The 16,417-nt window shown below is 70.1% G+C and carries 12 protein-coding genes; 1 reads left to right on the plus strand and 11 read right to left on the minus strand.

The features are described 5' to 3' along the window. Positions 1-341: 341 nt before the first annotated feature. The 11 genes from BIV01_RS17545 to uvrB all read right to left on the minus strand — a co-directional run bounded on the left by BIV01_RS17545 (position 342) and on the right by uvrB (position 14,905). Complete coding sequence (locus BIV01_RS17545; RefSeq protein WP_070416207.1) at positions 342-701, minus strand: RNA polymerase-binding protein RbpA; 360 nt, start codon at positions 699-701, stop codon at positions 342-344. A 3-nt stretch (positions 702-704) separates the two neighbouring features. Beyond that, on the minus strand, positions 705-956 hold the full coding sequence (secG, locus tag BIV01_RS17550) for a preprotein translocase subunit SecG (protein ID WP_056124375.1): 252 nt from the start codon (positions 954-956) through the stop codon (positions 705-707). Between the two features lie 119 nt (positions 957-1,075). After that, the gene (gene tpiA / locus BIV01_RS17555; RefSeq protein ID WP_071296368.1) at positions 1,076-1,855 is read right to left on the minus strand and encodes a triose-phosphate isomerase; all 780 of its coding nucleotides are present in this window, start codon (positions 1,853-1,855) and stop codon (positions 1,076-1,078) included. After that, positions 1,852-3,069, minus strand: coding sequence for a phosphoglycerate kinase (locus tag BIV01_RS17560; RefSeq protein WP_071296303.1), 1,218 nt, complete (start codon positions 3,067-3,069; stop codon positions 1,852-1,854). Before BIV01_RS17560 ends, tpiA begins: the two co-directional genes overlap by 4 nt. Before the next feature lie 3 nt (positions 3,070-3,072). Next, the gene (gene gap / locus BIV01_RS17565; RefSeq protein ID WP_071303707.1) at positions 3,073-4,077 is read right to left on the minus strand and encodes a type I glyceraldehyde-3-phosphate dehydrogenase; all 1,005 of its coding nucleotides are present in this window, start codon (positions 4,075-4,077) and stop codon (positions 3,073-3,075) included. Between the two features lie 258 nt (positions 4,078-4,335). Continuing rightward, positions 4,336-5,316 carry a DNA-binding protein WhiA gene (whiA, locus tag BIV01_RS17570; RefSeq protein WP_070416210.1) on the minus strand — a complete coding sequence of 327 codons (981 nt, stop codon included), beginning with the start codon at positions 5,314-5,316 and terminating at the stop codon, positions 4,336-4,338. A 75-nt stretch (positions 5,317-5,391) separates the two neighbouring features. After that, positions 5,392-6,294: an RNase adapter RapZ gene (rapZ, locus tag BIV01_RS17575; protein WP_070416211.1), complete on the minus strand. Its 903-nt coding sequence runs from the start codon at positions 6,292-6,294 to the stop codon at positions 5,392-5,394. Between the two features lie 294 nt (positions 6,295-6,588). Continuing rightward, positions 6,589-8,823 (minus strand): excinuclease ABC subunit UvrC, encoded by a 2,235-nt coding sequence (gene uvrC / locus BIV01_RS17585; RefSeq protein WP_441294381.1) that lies wholly within the window; start codon positions 8,821-8,823, stop codon positions 6,589-6,591. After that, a complete protein-coding gene (gene uvrA / locus BIV01_RS17590; protein WP_139199561.1) occupies positions 8,824-11,850 on the minus strand; it encodes an excinuclease ABC subunit UvrA in 3,027 nt (1,008 codons plus the stop codon). Between the two features lie 48 nt (positions 11,851-11,898). After that, positions 11,899-12,843 (minus strand): SDR family NAD(P)-dependent oxidoreductase, encoded by a 945-nt coding sequence (locus BIV01_RS17595; protein ID WP_071303709.1) that lies wholly within the window; start codon positions 12,841-12,843, stop codon positions 11,899-11,901. Then, a complete protein-coding gene (uvrB, locus tag BIV01_RS17600) occupies positions 12,833-14,905 on the minus strand; it encodes an excinuclease ABC subunit UvrB (protein ID WP_070419051.1) in 2,073 nt (690 codons plus the stop codon). The genes BIV01_RS17595 and uvrB overlap by 11 nt, the downstream gene beginning before the upstream one ends. A 170-nt stretch (positions 14,906-15,075) precedes the next feature. Here uvrB and BIV01_RS17605 point away from each other — a divergent pair, with 170 nt between their 5' ends. Further along, positions 15,076-16,404, plus strand: a complete 1,329-nt coding sequence (locus BIV01_RS17605; RefSeq protein ID WP_070416214.1) for an MFS transporter — start codon at positions 15,076-15,078, stop codon at positions 16,402-16,404. The last annotated feature ends 13 nt before the right edge of the window (positions 16,405-16,417 follow it).

Below are 16,417 nucleotides of genomic sequence, written 5' to 3' on the forward strand. Positions count from 1 at the left end.
CCGCCCGCCCGCCCGCCCGCCTGCCCGCCTGGCGCCCGCCCGCCTGCTCGGCTGCCCGGCCGGCGCCTGCCGCCCGCCCGCCCACCCGGCCACCCGGCCACCCGCCCGCCTCGGTCGCACAAAGTGTCGCCCGCAGCGTGCGGAAGCAGCGCTTCATGCGACCTCGACGGCGCCCGCACGGCATGTCGTGCGACCTCGACGGCGCCCGCACGGCATGTCGTGCGACCTCGGCGGCGCCCGCGCGGCGCGTCGTGCGACCTCGCCGGTCCACCGCGCACCCACCACACGCACGAAGGCCCCCGTACCGGATCGGTACGGGGGCCTTCGGACGTCTCGTGCGACTACTTCGCGGTGCCGCGACGCTGACGGAGCTGCTGCAACGCGTCTTCGAGGAGCTGCGCCGCCTCTTCTTCGGTGCGGCGCTCCTTCACGTACGCGAGGTGCGTCTTGTACGGCTCGGTCTTGGAGACCACGGGAGGGTTCTCCTTGTCGCGACCAGCCGGGAGCCCGGTCGACGGCGAGTCCACCGTCTCGGGGATCTCGTCATCGGGGAGACCGGCGGCGAAGTACCGCACGACCTCGTTGCCGAGGGCGTCCCAGTACGAGATCGCCACACGCTCGGCCTGGACCCCGCGGTCCTGCTCCCCCATCGGGCCCGCGCCGACGCGCGAACCCCGGATTGCACTGCCTCCGGATGCCATGGATCAGCTCCCCGCCGTGAACTTGTTGATGAGACCGAGCACGATGATCGACACGATCCAGAGGAGACCGAGGATCACCGTGATGCGGTTGAGGTTGCGCTCGGCGACGCCGGACGCCCCGAGGTTGCTCGTCACGCCGCCGCCGAACATGTCGGAGAGGCCGCCACCGCGGCCCTTGTGCAGCAGGATGAGGAGCGTGAGCAGGAGGCTCGTTATCGCGAGCAGGACCTGCAGCACGACGGAGAGAATCGCCACGACGTACCTTTCGTGTCAGTCAGCCATCCGAGTATACCGGCCAGGTGGTCGGCCGAGGTCCCCGGGCTGGGCGTGGCACAGGCCGGCCGCACGATGGCGACCGGCCTGTGTCCGGTGGATCAGAGTCCGACGTGCTGCCGGAAGCGCGCGATGGCCGCGAACTCCTGCACGTCGAGGGAGGCACCACCGACGAGCGCGCCGTCGATGTCGGGCTCGCGCAGGAAGCCGGCGATGTTGCCAGACTTCACCGAGCCGCCGTAGAGCACCCGCGTCGCCGCGGCTGCCTCGTCGCCCCAGGCTGCAGCGATCCCGCGACGGATCGCAGCGCATTCGTCCTGCGCCTGCTCGGCGGTCGCGGCCTGGCCGGAGCCGATCGCCCAGACCGGCTCGTACGCCACGACGATCTCGGAGGGCTGCACTGCGTCGAGGACGACCTGCAGCTGCTCGACCGGCACGACACCGGCGCCGCGCTCCTCGCGCTGCTCGCCGGTCTCGCCGACGCAGACCACCGGCACGAGACCGTGCTTGACGGCCGCGGCGGTCTTCGCGGCGACGACCTCGTCGGTCTCCGCGTGCAGCGTGCGCCGCTCGGAGTGTCCGACGATGACGTACTGCGCGTCGAGTGCGGCGAGGAAGGCCCCGGACACGTCGCCCGTGTAGGCGCCCGAGTCGTACTGGGACAGGTCCTGCGCGCCGAAGCGGATCGGGAGCTTGTCGGCCGAGATGAGCGTCTGCACGCTCCGGAGGTCGGTGAAGGGCGGGAAGACCGCGACCTCGACGTCGTCGAAGTCGTGGCGTGCGTCCTTCAGCGTCCACGCGAGCTTCTGCACGGTGGCGATGGCCTGGAGGTGGTCCAGGTTCATCTTCCAATTGCCCGCGATCAACGGCGTCCGGGTCATCGCGACCACCCCAGTGCTTCGAGACCGGGGAGCGACTTGCCCTCGAGGAACTCGAGGCTCGCACCGCCACCGGTCGAGATGTGCCCGAACTGGTCGTCCGAGAAGCCGAGCGACCGGACGGCCGCGGCGGAGTCGCCACCACCGACCACACCGAGGCCGTCGACCTCGGTCAGGGCCTGCGCGACGGTCTTCGTGCCGGCGGCGAAGGCCGGGAACTCGAACACGCCCATCGGGCCGTTCCAGAACACGGTCTTCGACGAGGAGACCGCGGACGCGAACCGCGCCGCCGTCTCCGGGCCGATGTCGAGGCCGATGCCGTCCGCCCCGAAGGACGACGACTCGATCGCGTCCGCGGCGACGGTCTCGTGCGAGGCGTCGGCCGCGAACCCGGACGCCACGACGACGTCCGTCGGCAGGTCGATCGTCACGCCGAGCTCCTTCGCCCGCGAGAGGTACTCGCGGACGACGTCGAGCTGGTCGGCCTCGAGCAGCGACTTCGCGACCCCGTGGCCCTGGGCCGCGAGGAACGTGAAGAGCATGCCGCCGCCGATGCAGAGCGTGTCCACCTGCGGCAGGAGGTGGTCGATGACGCCGAGCTTGTCGCTGACCTTCGACCCGCCGAGCACGACCGTGTACGGCCGCTCCGGCGTCGTCGTGAGGCGTTCGAGCACGCCGAGCTCGGTCTCGATGAGCGACCCCGCCGCACTGGGCAGCGCGGACGCGAGCTCGTACACCGAGGCCTGCTTGCGGTGCACGACACCGAAGCCGTCGGACACGAAGGCGTCCCCGAGGGCGGCGATGCGGTCCGCGAAGCCACTGCGCACGGCAGCGTCCTTCGAGGTCTCCTCCGGGTTGAACCGGAGGTTCTCGAGCAGCAGGACGTCGCCGTCCCCGAGTTCCCCGGCGGCCGCGGTCGCTTCGTCGCCGACGGTCTCGCCGACGAACGTGACCTCTTTGCCGAGCAGCTCGGAGAGCCGCTGGGCCACCGGCGCGAGCGAGAACTCCGGCTTGGGCTCGCCGTCGGGGCGGCCCAAGTGTGAGATCACGATGACGCGGGCGCCGGCGTTGATGAGGGTGTTCAGGGTGGTCAGCGACGCGCGCACGCGGCCGTCGTCCGTGATCACGCCGTCCTTGAGCGGGACGTTGAGGTCACAACGGACGACGACACGCTTGCCGGCGAGGTCGCCGAGGTCCTCGAGGGTGCGGAGTGCCATGGGTTAGAGGCGCTCGCCCACGTACTCGGTGAGGTCGACGAGGCGGTTCGAGTAGCCCCACTCGTTGTCGTACCACGAGGTGATCTTCACGAGGCCGCCGATGACCTTGGTCAGGCCGGAGTCGTAGATCGACGAGTGCGGGTCCGTGGTGATGTCGGTCGACACCAGCGGGTCCTCGCTGTAGAGCAGGATGCCCTTGAGCGGACCCTCGGCTGCCTCCTTGTAGGCGGCGTTGATCTCGTCGACGGTGACCTCGGACTTGGTCTCGAGGGTGAGGTCGGTGATCGAGCCGGTCGGCACCGGGACGCGGAGGGCGAAGCCGTCGAGCTTGCCGGCGAGCTCCGGCAGGACGAGGCCGATGGCCTTCGCCGCACCCGTGGAGGTCGGGACGATGTTCAGGGCGGCGGCACGCGCACGACGCGGGTCCTTGTGCGGGCCGTCCTGGAGGTTCTGGTCGGCGGTGTAGGCGTGGACCGTGGTCATGAGACCGCGCTCGATGCCGAACTTGTCGTGGAACACCTTGGCGAGCGGCGCGAGGCTGTTCGTGGTGCAGGACGCGTTCGAGATGATGTTGTGGTTCGCGGGGTCGTACTGGTCCTCGTTCACGCCGAGCACGATGGTGACGTCGTCACCCGTGGCCGGGGCGGAGATGATGACCTTCTTGGCACCGGCGTCGATGTGCTTCTGCGCATCGGCGGCCTTGGTGAAGAAACCGGTCGACTCGATGACGATGTCGACACCCAGCTCGCCCCAGGGGAGGTTGGCGGGGTCGCGCTCCGCGAGGACCTTGATCGCCGTGCCGTCGACCACGATGTTGTCGCCGTCGAGCTCGACCGTCGCCGGGAGCTTGCCGGTGATGGAGTCGAACTTCAGCAGGTTCGCGAGGGACGCGTTGTCGGTGAGGTCGTTCACCGCCACGATCTCGAGGTCGCTGCCCTTGGCCAGTGCGGCCCGGAAGAAGTTACGGCCGATGCGGCCGAAGCCGTTGATACCGATCTTGACGGTCAATGGATCTCCTGGTGGGTGTGGAGCGCCCGGGGGGCGCTGCTTTCGGAGTCGTGTGGCCCTTCGGGCCCACGTGTGGTGGACGATACGCCCCGTAACGTCGCCGTAACGACCCTAGCAGTCGGACTCTGCCAGACCGCGCGGGATGACGGTCCGTCCGGACGGTCGCGAGCGCCGCCCTGGACCACCCTGACGACGGACGGGAGGCGCGGTACCAGCTGGCACCGCGCCTCCCGTCCGGAACGTCGTCACGCCCGTCGATCAGGCCCCTTCGAGCTCCTCGGGAACGCTCGCTTCGGTCCCCGGGATCCCGAGGTCGGACGCGCGCTTGTCGGCCATCGCGAGGAGGCGGCGGATGCGCCCGGCGATGGCGTCCTTCGTCATCGGCGGGTCCGCGTGCTGGCCGAGCTCGTCGAGCGACGCGTCGCGGTGCTGCAGCCGCAGCGAGCCGGCGTACTGCAGGTGGTCGGGGACCTCGTCGCCGAGGATCTCGAGCGCACGCTCGACCCGCGCGCACGCGGCGACGGCGGCCTGCGCGGAGCGACGGAGGTTCGCGTCGTCGAAGTTGACGAGACGGTTGGCGGTGGCACGGACCTCGCGGCGCTGGCGCATCTCCTCCCAGTCGGCGGTGGTGCGGGCGGCGCCCATCACGGTCAGCATCTGGCCGATGGCCTCGCCGTCGCGGATGACCACGCGGTGCACGCCGCGGACCTCACGGCCCTTCGCCGCGATGCCGAGCCGCGAGGCGGCACCGACCAGGGCCATCGCGGCCTCGTTGCCGGGGCAGGTGACCTCGAGCGCGGCGGCACGACCGGGGTCGGTCAGGGTGCCGGCGGCGAGGAACGCTCCACGCCAGATCGCGGCGAGGTCCTCGCGGTTGCCGGTGGTGAGCCGGTTCGGCAGACCGCGCACCGGGCGGCGGCGGGCGTCCATGAGGCCCGTCTGCCGGGCGAGGGTCTCCCCCGCCTCGAGCACGCGCACGAGGTACCGGGTGCCACGACGGGCGGACGCGGACGACCCCACCGACGCCTCGCTCCGCACGCCGTACAGCTCAGCGAGGTCCTTGCGCACGCGGTGCACGATGATCCGGGTGTCGAGTTCGACCTCGACGGCGATCCGGCCCGAGATGACGTGCAGGCCACCCGCGAACCGCAGGATGGTCGCGAGCTCGGCAGCGCGGACCGTGTTGCGGTTCACGACGACCCGGGCCAGTTCGTCCTTGACCTCGGCAGTCAACGGCACAGCATCATTCCTAACGTTTCTTCTGGTGGGGTCCGCGTGCCCGGCGCACGTCGTGTGGAGCGGCCGGAGGGACGGTCACTCTCGGCCGAGGTCTCGGTTCTTCACACGCACGGCGACGTCGGGCATCCCGCGGAGGAGGTTCGCCAGCTCGGCGACGATGGCGACCGAACGGTGCTTGCCGCCGGTACAGCCGATGGCGATCGTAGCGTGTCTTTTGTTCTCGCGCTGGTACCCCTCGAACACCGGCTCGAGGACGTCGGCGTAGCGCTCGACGAACGTGCGGGCTCCGGGCTGGGCCAGGACGTAGTCCGAGACGGGTCGATCGAGGCCCGTGTGCGGGCGGAGTTCCGGGACCCAGTAGGGGTTCGGCAGGAACCGGACGTCGGCCACCATGTCGGCGTCGGCGGGCAGTCCGTACTTGAACCCGAAGCTCATCAGGGTCACCTGGACACCCGTGAAATGGTCGTCGGCGAACTGCTCGGTGACGGCGTTCGCGAGTTGGTGGATGTTCAGGTCGGAGGTGTCGATGACGAGGTCCGACGCCTCTCGCAGGGCAGCGAGGCGACTGCGTTCGCGGCCGATGCCGTCGAGGAGCGTGTCCTCACCCTGGAGCGGGTGTGGCCGCCGCACCTGCTCGAAGCGCCGCACGAGGACCGCGTCCGTCGCCTCGAGGAACAGCACCCGGACCCGGGCCGAGGCACTCTTGCGCACCTGCTCGACCGCCTGCTCGGGGTCGGTGAAGAACCGGCCGCCGCGGACGTCGACCACCGTGGCGATCTTGGGGATCTTCTCACCGGCGCGGTCCGCGAGCTCGGTGAGCGGCGCGAGCATCTGCGTCGGGAGGTTGTCGACGACGTACCAGCCGAGGTCCTCGAGCGCCTTCCCCACCGTCGAACGACCGGCTCCGGACATACCGGTGACGATGAGGATGTCGTGCTGCTGCGGCGATCGTGTCGGCGCTGGGACGCTGTCGGTCATCTGGGAGTGGGCTCCGTCGTGGCGGCCCGGGCGCGTCGCCCGGGGAGGTCTCGGCTGCGGGACAAGGGTATCGCCCGGACGCCGGGCTCGGGGTGCGTCATCCGGTCGGGTGCGGTCCGTCCGTCGGCCGTGGCCCGCCGGTCGGGTGTGGCCCGTCGGTCGGGTGCGGTCCGTCGGTCGGGCGCGGTCCGTCGGTCGGGTGACGTCCGTCGGTCGGGTGCGGTCCGTCGGTCGGGTGACGTCCGTCGGTCGGGTCCTGTCCGTCCGTCGGCCGCACGGGAGGCGCGGTGTGCGTCATGCGGGCAGGTGTGGGCCGTCGTCGGTCACCTCGGGGAGCCGGGCCGGTCCTCCGGAGCGGGTGGCGGCCGCCTGCGGGGCGGCGGCCAGGTCGGACGCGCTGGCTGGGTCGGGCGCGCTGGCTGGGCCGGGCGCGCTGGCGCTGCCCGGTTCGCCGGCGGCGTCGGCCGCGCCGGCGGTGCCGGGTTCGATCGCCGTGTCCGGCGCACCGGCCCCGTCGGGAGCGCTCGTCGGCGTCGGGGCGCCCGCGGCCTCCGGCGCGCTCGTCGGCGTCGGGGCGCCGGGGGCCTCCGGCGCGCTCGTCGGGGTCGGGGCGCCGGCGGCCTCCGGCGCGCTCGTCGGCGTCTGCGCGAGCTTCGTGACCACGGCGGCAGCCGTCGCCGGCCCGACGCCGTTCACCTCGGCGATCTCCTCCGCCGTCGCCTCGCGCAGCCGCGCCACCGACCCGAAGTGCTTCAGCAGCGCGTTCACCCGGGTGGGCCCGAGACCCGGGATCTCGGACAGCCGCGACCGGACGTCCCGCTTGCGCCGGGTCCGCTGGTGCGTGATCGCGAACCGGTGCGCCTCGTCGCGGATGCGCTGGATGAGGAACAGTGCCTCGGAGTTGCGCGGCAGGATCACCGGGAAGTCGTCGTCCGGCAACCAGAGTTCCTCGAGCCGCTTCGCGATCCCCACGAGCGCGATGTCGTGCACCCCGGCCTCGTCCATCGCGCGCTTCGCCGCCTGCACCTGTGGCTGCCCGCCGTCGACGATGAGCAGCTGCGGCCGGTACGCGAACCGCTTGGTGGGCTTCGAGCCCTCGACGACCTCGTCGCTGGTGACGTCGGGGATGTCCGGCAGCTCGGCGTCCTCGTCGAGGCGCGCGAGCCGGCGGGACAGCACCTGGTACATGCTGTCGGTGTCGTCGGTGGTCTCGGCGATCGAGTACCGCCGGTACTGGTCCTTGCGGGGCAACCCGTCCTCGAACACGACCATCGACGCGACGACGTTCGTCCCCTGCAGGTGCGAGATGTCGTAGCACTCCATGCGGAGCGGTGCCTCGGTCATGCCGAGGGCGTCCTGGATGTCCGCCAGCGCCGCGGACCGCGTCGTGTAGTCGGCGGAGCGCTTCGTCTTGTAGAGCATGAGCGCCTGCGCCGCGTTCTGCGCCGCGGTCCGGGCGAGCCCCGCCCGGTCACCCCGCTGCGCGGTGCTGAGCTTGGTGCCCCGACCGCCACGGCGTTCGCTGAGCCACTGCTGCAGTGCGTCGGCGTCCTCCGGCAGTTCCGGCACGACGACCTCGCGCGGGGGCTCCTCGCCCGTCGCGTACTGTCCCTGCACGATCTGCTCGATGAGGTCGCCCGTCGAGATGTCGAGTTCCTTGTCGACGACCCACCCGCGCACACCGCGGATGCGACCGCCGCGCACCGAGAACAGCTGCACGGCCGCGGCGAGCTCGTCCTCGGAGATGCCGAACAGGTCGAGGTCGACCGAGTCGCGGAGCACGACCGCAGACTTCTCGAGCACGGCCTCGAGCGCGCCGACCTGGTCGCGGAACTTCGCGGCCTGCTCGTACTGCATCGCGTCGGCCGAAGCGGCCATGCGCTGCCGCAGCTGGGTGATCACCCGGCGGTCGTAGCTCGCCATGAAGCGCACGAACTCCTCGACCAGCGCGCGGTGCTCGGCGATCGTGACCTTCTGGGAGCACGGGCCGCCGCACTTGCCGATCTGCCCCGGGAAGCACGGCTTGCCGGTCTGCATCGCCTTCTTGTACGACGAGTCCGAGCAGGTGCGGATCGGGAACACCTTGATCATCAGGTCGATCGTGTCGTGCACGGCCCAGATCTTCGGGTACGGCCCGAAGTACTTCGCGCCCTTGATCTTCCGGTTCCGGGTGACCATCACCCGGGGCGACTCCTCGCCCAGGGTGATCGCCATGTACGGGTAGGACTTGTCGTCCCGGAACTTGACGTTGAAGGGTGGATCGAACTCCTTGATCCACGTGTACTCGAGCTGCAGCGCCTCGATCTCGGAGCCGACCGTCGTCCACTCGACGCTCCGTGCCGTGAGCACCATGCGCCGGGTGCGCTCGTGCAGCGTCGGCAGCGGTGCGAAGTAGTTGCTCAGACGGGCACGGAGGTTCTTCGCCTTGCCGACGTAGAGCACCCGGCCGGCTTCGTCACGCCAGCGGTAGACGCCCGGATCAGTGGGGATCTCCCCCGCCTTCGGACGCCACGGGACGGTGTCCGCCACCTACCGAGCACCCGCCTTCTGCTTCGCCTTCGGCCGCTTCTGGCTGGCCGTGCGTGCGCCGACCGCCTGTTCCTTGCCGACCCGCGCGTCCTGCGCGTCGAAGATCTCCTTGAGGAAGACCCCGGTGTGGCTCTCGGGCACGTTCGCCACGTGCTCGGGCGTCCCCGTCGCGAGGACCGTCCCGCCGCCGGATCCACCCTCGGGTCCCATGTCGATCAGCCAGTCCGCCGACTTGATGACGTCGAGGTTGTGCTCGATCGTGATGACCGTGTTGCCCTTGTCGACCAGGCTCTGCAGCACGAGGAGCAGCTTGCGGACGTCTTCGAAGTGCAGACCGGTGGTCGGTTCGTCGAGGACGTAGACAGTCCGGCCGTTCGACCGGCGCTGGAGCTCGGTGGCGAGCTTGACGCGCTGCGCCTCGCCCCCGGAGAGGGTCGTCGCGCTCTGCCCGAGCCGGACGTAGCCCAGCCCGACGTCGACGAGGGTCGCCATGTACCGGTGGATCGCGGAGATCGGCTCGAAGAACTCGGCTGCCTCGCTGATCGGCATGTCGAGGACCTCGGAGATGTCCTTGCCCTTGTAGTGCACCTGGAGCGTTTCGCGGTTGTACCGCGCACCGCCGCAGACCTCGCACGCGACGTAGACGTCGGGGAGGAAGTTCATCTCGATCTTGATCGTGCCGTCACCGGAGCAGTTCTCGCAGCGACCGCCCTTGACGTTGAAGCTGAAGCGACCGGGCTGGTAGCCGCGCGCCTTCGCCTCGGGCGTCTCGGCGAAGAGCTGCCGGATCCGGTCGAACACGCCCGTGTAGGTCGCCGGGTTGGACCGCGGGGTCCGACCGATCGGCGCCTGGTCGACGTGCACGACCTTGTCGAGCTGGTCGAGCCCCTTCACGCGGGTGTGCTTGCCCGCGATGTGCCGTGCGCCGTTGAGCTGGTTGGCGAGCACCTTGTAGAGGATGTCGTTGACGAGCGTCGACTTGCCCGAGCCGCTCACCCCGGTGACCGCGGTGAACACCCCGAGCGGGAAGTCCGCGTCGATCGACTTGAGGTTGTTCGCCCGCGCACCCTGCACGCTGATCGTGCGCTTGAGGTTGACCTTGCGACGCTCGGCCGGGACCTCGATCGCACGTCGACCCGCGAGGTAGTCGCCCGTGATCGATTCGCGGTTCTCGATGATCCCCTCGTACGAGCCGGAGTGGACGACGTTGCCGCCGTTCACACCCGCGCCGGGGCCGATGTCGACGACCCAGTCCGCCGTGCGGATCGTGTCCTCGTCGTGCTCGACGACGATGAGCGTGTTGCCGAGGTCCTTGAGCTTCACCAGGGTGTCGATCAACCGCCGGTTGTCGCGCTGGTGCAGCCCGATGCTCGGCTCGTCGAGGACGTAGAGCACGCCGGTCAGACCGGACCCGATCTGGGTGGCCAGACGGATGCGCTGCGCCTCGCCGCCGGACAGCCCGCCCGCGCCACGGGAGAGCGTCAGGTAGTTCAGACCGACCTCGAGCAGGAACTCGAGCCGCGCCCGGATCTCGCGCAGGACGGCGGCCGCGATGTGCGCCTCGCGCTCGGTGAGGGTGAGGCTCTCCATGAAGCCGTACGCGTTGTCGAGCGACATGTCCGTCACGTCGGCGATGCTGCGGCCGTCCACCGTCACCGCGAGCACCTCGGGCTTGAGGCGCGTGCCGTCGCAGACCGGGCAGGGGACCTCGCGCAGGTAGCCCTGGAAGCGCTGCCGCTGCGAGTCCGACTCGGCTTCGGCGAACTTGCGCTCGATGTAGGGCATGACGCCCTCGAACCCGCTCGTGTACCGCATCTCGCGGCCGAACCGGTTGCGCCAGGACACCGACACCTGGAAGTCCTTACCGGTGAGGATCGCTGCCTGCACCGAGGCGTCGAGACGGTTCCACGGGGTGTCCAGATCGAACCCGAGGTCCTTGCCGAGGCCGGCGAGGAGCTTCTCGAAGTAGGAGTAGAGCCCGCTCGTGCCCGTCCACGGCAGCAGGACGCCGTCGCGCAGGGACGCCTCGGGGTCGCCGAGGACGAGGTCCGGGTCGACCGACATGCGGGTACCGAGGCCGGAGCACTCGGGGCACGCACCGAACGGCGCGTTGAACGAGAACGTGCGGGGCTCGATCTCGGTGAGCGCCAGCGGGTGGTTGTTCGGGCAGGAGAGGTTCTCGGAGTAGGTCCGGACCGCACCGGGTCCCTCGGCGTCGACGAGGTCGATCGCGACCGTGCCGTCGGTCAGGCGCAGTGCCGTCTCGAGCGAGTCGGTCAGACGCCCGAGGATGTCCTCGTTCGCGACGAGACGGTCGACGATGACGGAGATGTCGTGCTTGACCTGCTTCTTGAGCTTGGGCGGGTCGCTGAGCTGGATGCGCTCCCCGTCGACGATCGCGCGGGCGTAGCCGGACGCCGCCAGTTCTTGGAAGAGGTCGACGAACTCGCCCTTCTTCTTGGAGATGACGGGCGCGAGCACCTGGAAGCGCGTGCCCGACTCGAACTCCATGAGCTGGTCGGCGATCTGCTGCACGCTCTGCTTGCTGATCACCTCACCGCAGACGGGGCAGTGCGGGATGCCGATGCGCGCCCAGAGCAGACGCATGTAGTCGTAGACCTCGGTGATGGTGCCGACCGTCGAGCGCGGGTTGCGGTTCGTCGACTTCTGGTCGATCGAGACCGCGGGCGAGAGTCCTTCGATGAAGTCGACGTCCGGGCGGTCGACCTGCCCGAGGAACTGGCGCGCGTACGCGGACAGCGACTCGACGTAGCGGCGCTGTCCCTCGGCGAAGATCGTGTCGAACGCCAGCGAGGACTTGCCGGATCCGGACAGACCCGTGAACACGACGAGCGAGTCGCGTGGGATCTCGAGGTCGACGTCGCGCAGGTTGTGCACGCGGGCACCGCGCACGCTGAGCGTGGAGGTGCTGTGCGGTGCCGTGCCGCCGGGGATGTGGAGGTCTACGGGCTCGCCGAAGGCATTCCGGCCCGACGTCGAGGTTCCGCGGTCAGAGGTGATGGTCATCGTCGTCGATTCTACGAAGCGGCACCGACATTCGGCCGCGATGGACGGTCAGACGAGTGCGTCGAGAGCGAACGCGACCCCGGCGGCACGCTCGCTCGCCACCCAGAGCCGGGCGGCCTCGGCCCGGTCGTGGGCCCGCGGTTCGGCCCGGACGACCGCTGCCGGCCCCCGGAGCTGCATCCAGCCCGACGGCCCCCAGTACTCGCCGGACCGGATGCCGTCGGCGATCGCCGCGTGCACGAGCGGGTCGGCGCCGGCGTCCTTGCCCTGGGCGTACAGCCGCTGCGCCGGACGGGTCCACGCCGGCTCCGATCGGGACGATGCGACGTCGGGACGCTCGGGTGACAGCAGGTCGAGCGAGAACCCGGGATGCGCGACGATGCTGGAGACCGGTGACCCGGCATCGGCGAGGCGTTCGGCGAGCTCGAAGCCGAAGAGCATGACCGCGAGCTTGCTCCGCCCGTACTGGCGGTAGCTGGAGTAGTGGCTCGCGCCGAGCGGGTCCGCCGGGTCGAGCCGTGCCCACCGGTGTGCGATCGACCCGAGGTGCACCACGCGCCCCGCGCGGCGGTCGAGCAGTGGGAGCGTCAGCGCCGTCCAGGCGAAGTGCCCGAGGTGGTTCGTGCCCACCTGCAGCTCGGTGCCCTGGGCCGTCCGCTGCATCGTGCTCGCGCCCACCACGCCGGCGTTGTTCACGATCGCGTCGACACCCTCCGGCTGCAGCGCCGCGAGCTCGTCGGCGGCTGCCCGCACGCTGTCGAGGTCGGCGAGGTCGAGGTGGACGTGCGCGAGGTCGGCGGCGTCCACGTGGCGACGGATGCTCCGCTCGGCCGCCGCAGCGCGCTCGCGGCTGCGGGTCGCGAGGACGACGCGGTGACCGACGGCGGCGAGCTGCTCCGCGGCGAAGTACCCGAGTCCGGCACTCGCACCGGTGACGACGACGGTGCGACGAGACCCGTCGCGCGCGGCGCGCGCGCCGGCGTCAGCTGACATGGCCCGCCGACTCCATCTGGCGGAGCGCCTTCTTGAGGTCCTGCACCTCGTCGCGGAGCCGTGCGGCGAGTTCGAACTTCAGCTCGGCCGCCGCCTGCAGCATCTGCTCGTTGAGGTCGCCGATGGTCGCTTCGAGCTGCATCGCCCCCTCGCCCGCGATCCCGCCGCGCTTGAGGTTCGGCGTCGGCGAGCGTCGGCCGTCCGCTCCGGGACGACCTTCGAGCAGCGCCTTCGTGTCGTCGTTCTCACGCGCCAGGATCTCGGTGATGTCGGCGATCTTCTTGCGCAGCGGCTGCGGGTCGATGCCGCGCTCGGTGTTGTACGCCACCTGCTTCTCGCGGCGACGGTCGGTCTCCTCGATCGCGGTCTTCATCGAGTCGGTCATCTTGTCGGCGTACATCAGCACCTGGCCCGACACGTTGCGGGCGGCACGACCGATCGTCTGGATGAGCGACGTCGACGAGCGGAGGAAGCCTTCCTTGTCGGCGTCGAGGATCGCCACGAGCGAGACCTCGGGCAGGTCGAGCCCCTCGCGCAGGAGGTTGATGCCGACGAGCACGTCGTAGACGCCCTGGCGCAGTTCGGTCAGCAGCTCGACGCGCTTGAGGGTGTCGACGTCGGAGTGCAGGTACCGGACCCGGACGCCGGCGTTGCCGAGGAAGTCGGTGAGTTCCTCGGCCATGCGCTTGGTCAGCGTCGTGACGAGGACGCGCTCGTCCTTCTCGACGCGCTGGTTGATCTCCTCGAGCAGGTCGTCGATCTGGCCGTCACTCGGCTTCACGACGATCTCGGGGTCGACCAGGCCCGTCGGGCGGATGATCTGCTCGACGACGCTGTCGGTCACGCCGAGTTCGTACCGGCCCGGGGTCGCCGACAGGTAGACCTTCTGGCCGGAGCGCTCGAGGAACTCTTCCCAGGTGAGCGGTCGGTTGTCGAGGGCGCTCGGCAGCCGGAACCCGTGCTCGACCAGCGTGCGCTTGCGGGAGGCGTCCCCTTCGTACATCGCGCCGATCTGGGGCACGGTGACGTGCGACTCGTCGATCACGATGAGGAGGTCGTCCGGGAAGAAGTCGAGCAGGCAGTGCGGCGGTTCCCCCGCGGCACGGCCGTCCATGTGGCGCGAGTAGTTCTCGATGCCGGAACAGAAGCCGATCTGCTCCATCATCTCGATGTCGAACGTGGTGCGCATCCGGAGCCGCTGGGCCTCGAGCAGTTTGCCCTGCCCCTCGAGCTCGGCCAGGCGCTCGGCGAGTTCGTCCTTGATCGTGGCGATCGCCCGGTGCATGACCTCGGTGTCGGCGACGTAGTGCGACGCCGGGAAGATCGACACGGCGGGCATGTCCTCGATCACGTTGCCGGTGAGCGGGTGCAGGTACGACAGGGCCTCGACCTCGTCGCCGAACATCTCGATGCGGATCGCGTGCTCTTCGTACATCGGGATGATCTCGAGCGTGTCGCCGCGGACCCGGAAGGTCCCTCGTGCGAAGTCGACGTCGTTCCGCTGGTACTGCATCGCGACGAACTTGCGGACGAGCTGGTCGCGGGAGATGGTCTGGCCGACGTGCAGCGCGACCGAGGCGTTCATGTACTGCTCCGGCGTCCCCAGGCCGTAGATGCAGGACACCGTCGAGACCACCACGACGTCGCGCCGGCTGAGCAGCGAGTTCGTCGTCGAGTGCCGGAGCCGCTCGACCTCGGCGTTGACCGAGGAGTCCTTCTCGATGAAGGTGTCCGTCTGCGGGACGTAGGCCTCGGGCTGGTAGTAGTCGTAGTACGAGACGAAGTACTCGACGGCGTTGTTCGGCAGCAGGCTCCGGAACTCGTTCGCGAGCTGGGCCGCCAGGGTCTTGTTGTGCGCGAGCACGAGCGTCGGCCGCTGCACCTGCTCGATGAGCCACGCGGTCGTCGCCGACTTGCCCGTACCGGTCGCGCCGAGCAGCACGACATCGGTCTCACCGGCGTTGATGCGACCGGCCAGTTCGGCGATCGCCGCGGGCTGGTCGCCGCTCGGCGAGTACTCGCTGATGACCTCGAACGGGCGGACCGCGCGCGTGGGCTCGATTGACACTGCCATGCCCACCACGGTAGTCGGCACCCCTGACACCGGAGCCGTCTGCTCGCCCTCGGCGTATCGTCCACGCCAAGCACGCTCCGAGACCGCTGATAGGGACCCGGCATAGCCTCCGATCCGTTCAGCAACCCGACTCGCTCTCACTCCCCGAAGAGGCCCCCATGACGACGGCGACCCCCGCCGCACCGACGAAGGGCACCCCGTTCCGCGGACGCATCCGCGGACGAGTGCTCATCCTGCTGTGCTGCATGTACGCGATCTCGTACATCGACCGCACCAACATCTCCACGGCGCTCCCCCACATCACCGAGGACTTCGGCTTCAACGAGACGACCGCCGGGCTCATCGTCTCCGCCTTCGCACTCCCCTACGCCCTGCTGCAGGTCTTCGGCGGCACGATCGCCGAGAAGTTCGGTCCCCGGAAGGCCCTGTTCGTCATCACCGTGATCTGGGGGGTCGCCACCCTCTGGACCGGGTTCTCGGTCGGCTTCTGGACGCTCTTCGCCGCCCGCGCGCTCCTCGGCCTGAGCGAGGCCGCCGCGTTCCCCGCCGCCACCCAGGCCATGAGCCGCTGGATCCCCCGCGACCGCAACGGCTTCGCACAGGGCGTCGTGCACTCCGCGGCGCGCCTCGGCAACGCCCTCGCACCGCTCCTCGTCGCCTGGGTCATCGGTGCGACCGGCAGCTGGCGGTGGGCCTTCTTCGCGACGGCCGTCCTGTCCATCGCCTGGGCGATCGTCTGGTTCGTCTGGTTCCGCGACAAGCCCGAGGACACCGCCGGCATCCAGCAGGTCGAGCTCGACGAGCTCCCGCCCGTCGAGACCCGCGCCACCCGGCCGCCCGTCCCGTGGCGCACGCTGGCCCGGCAGATCTCCCCGGTGACCTTCGTCGACTTCGGGTACGGCTGGGTGCTCTGGGTGTTCCTCACCTGGATCCCGACGTTCCTCAGCGACACCTACGGCCTGCCGATCAGCCAGTTCGCCCTCTTCACCACGCTCGTGCTCCTCGCGGGCGTCGTCGGCGACACCGTCGGCGGGATGCTCAGCGACCGGATCATCCACCGCGGCGGCGACAGCCGGAACGCCCGGAGGATCGTCCTCGTCATCGGCCTCGGTGGCTCCCTCGTCTGCCTCGTCCCCCTCGTGATCGGGCAGGGCCTGGTCGTCGCGACGATCTCGCTCGCCCTCTCGTTCTTCTTCCTGGAGCTCTGCAACGCCAACCTCTGGGCCATCCCGATGGACGTCGCTCCGCAGTGGTCCGGCACCGCGTCGGGGTTCATGAACACCGGCTTCGGCATCGCCGGCGTGATCTCGCCGATCGTGTTCGGCGCGCTGATCGACGCCTCCGGCTGGCAGCTGCCCTTCGCGCTCTCCTGCGCGCTGCTCGCCGCCGCGGCCGTGGTCGCCTGGTTCATGAAGCCGAAGCGGCTCACGATGACGGACGGCGTCCTCGAGATCGGCGTCCCGAAGGCCGAGCAGCACGCCGGCTGATCCGCGTCGCGAC

The sequence above is a fragment of the Curtobacterium sp. MCBA15_013 genome, assembly GCF_001865095.1.
Taxonomy (GTDB): domain Bacteria; phylum Actinomycetota; class Actinomycetes; order Actinomycetales; family Microbacteriaceae; genus Curtobacterium.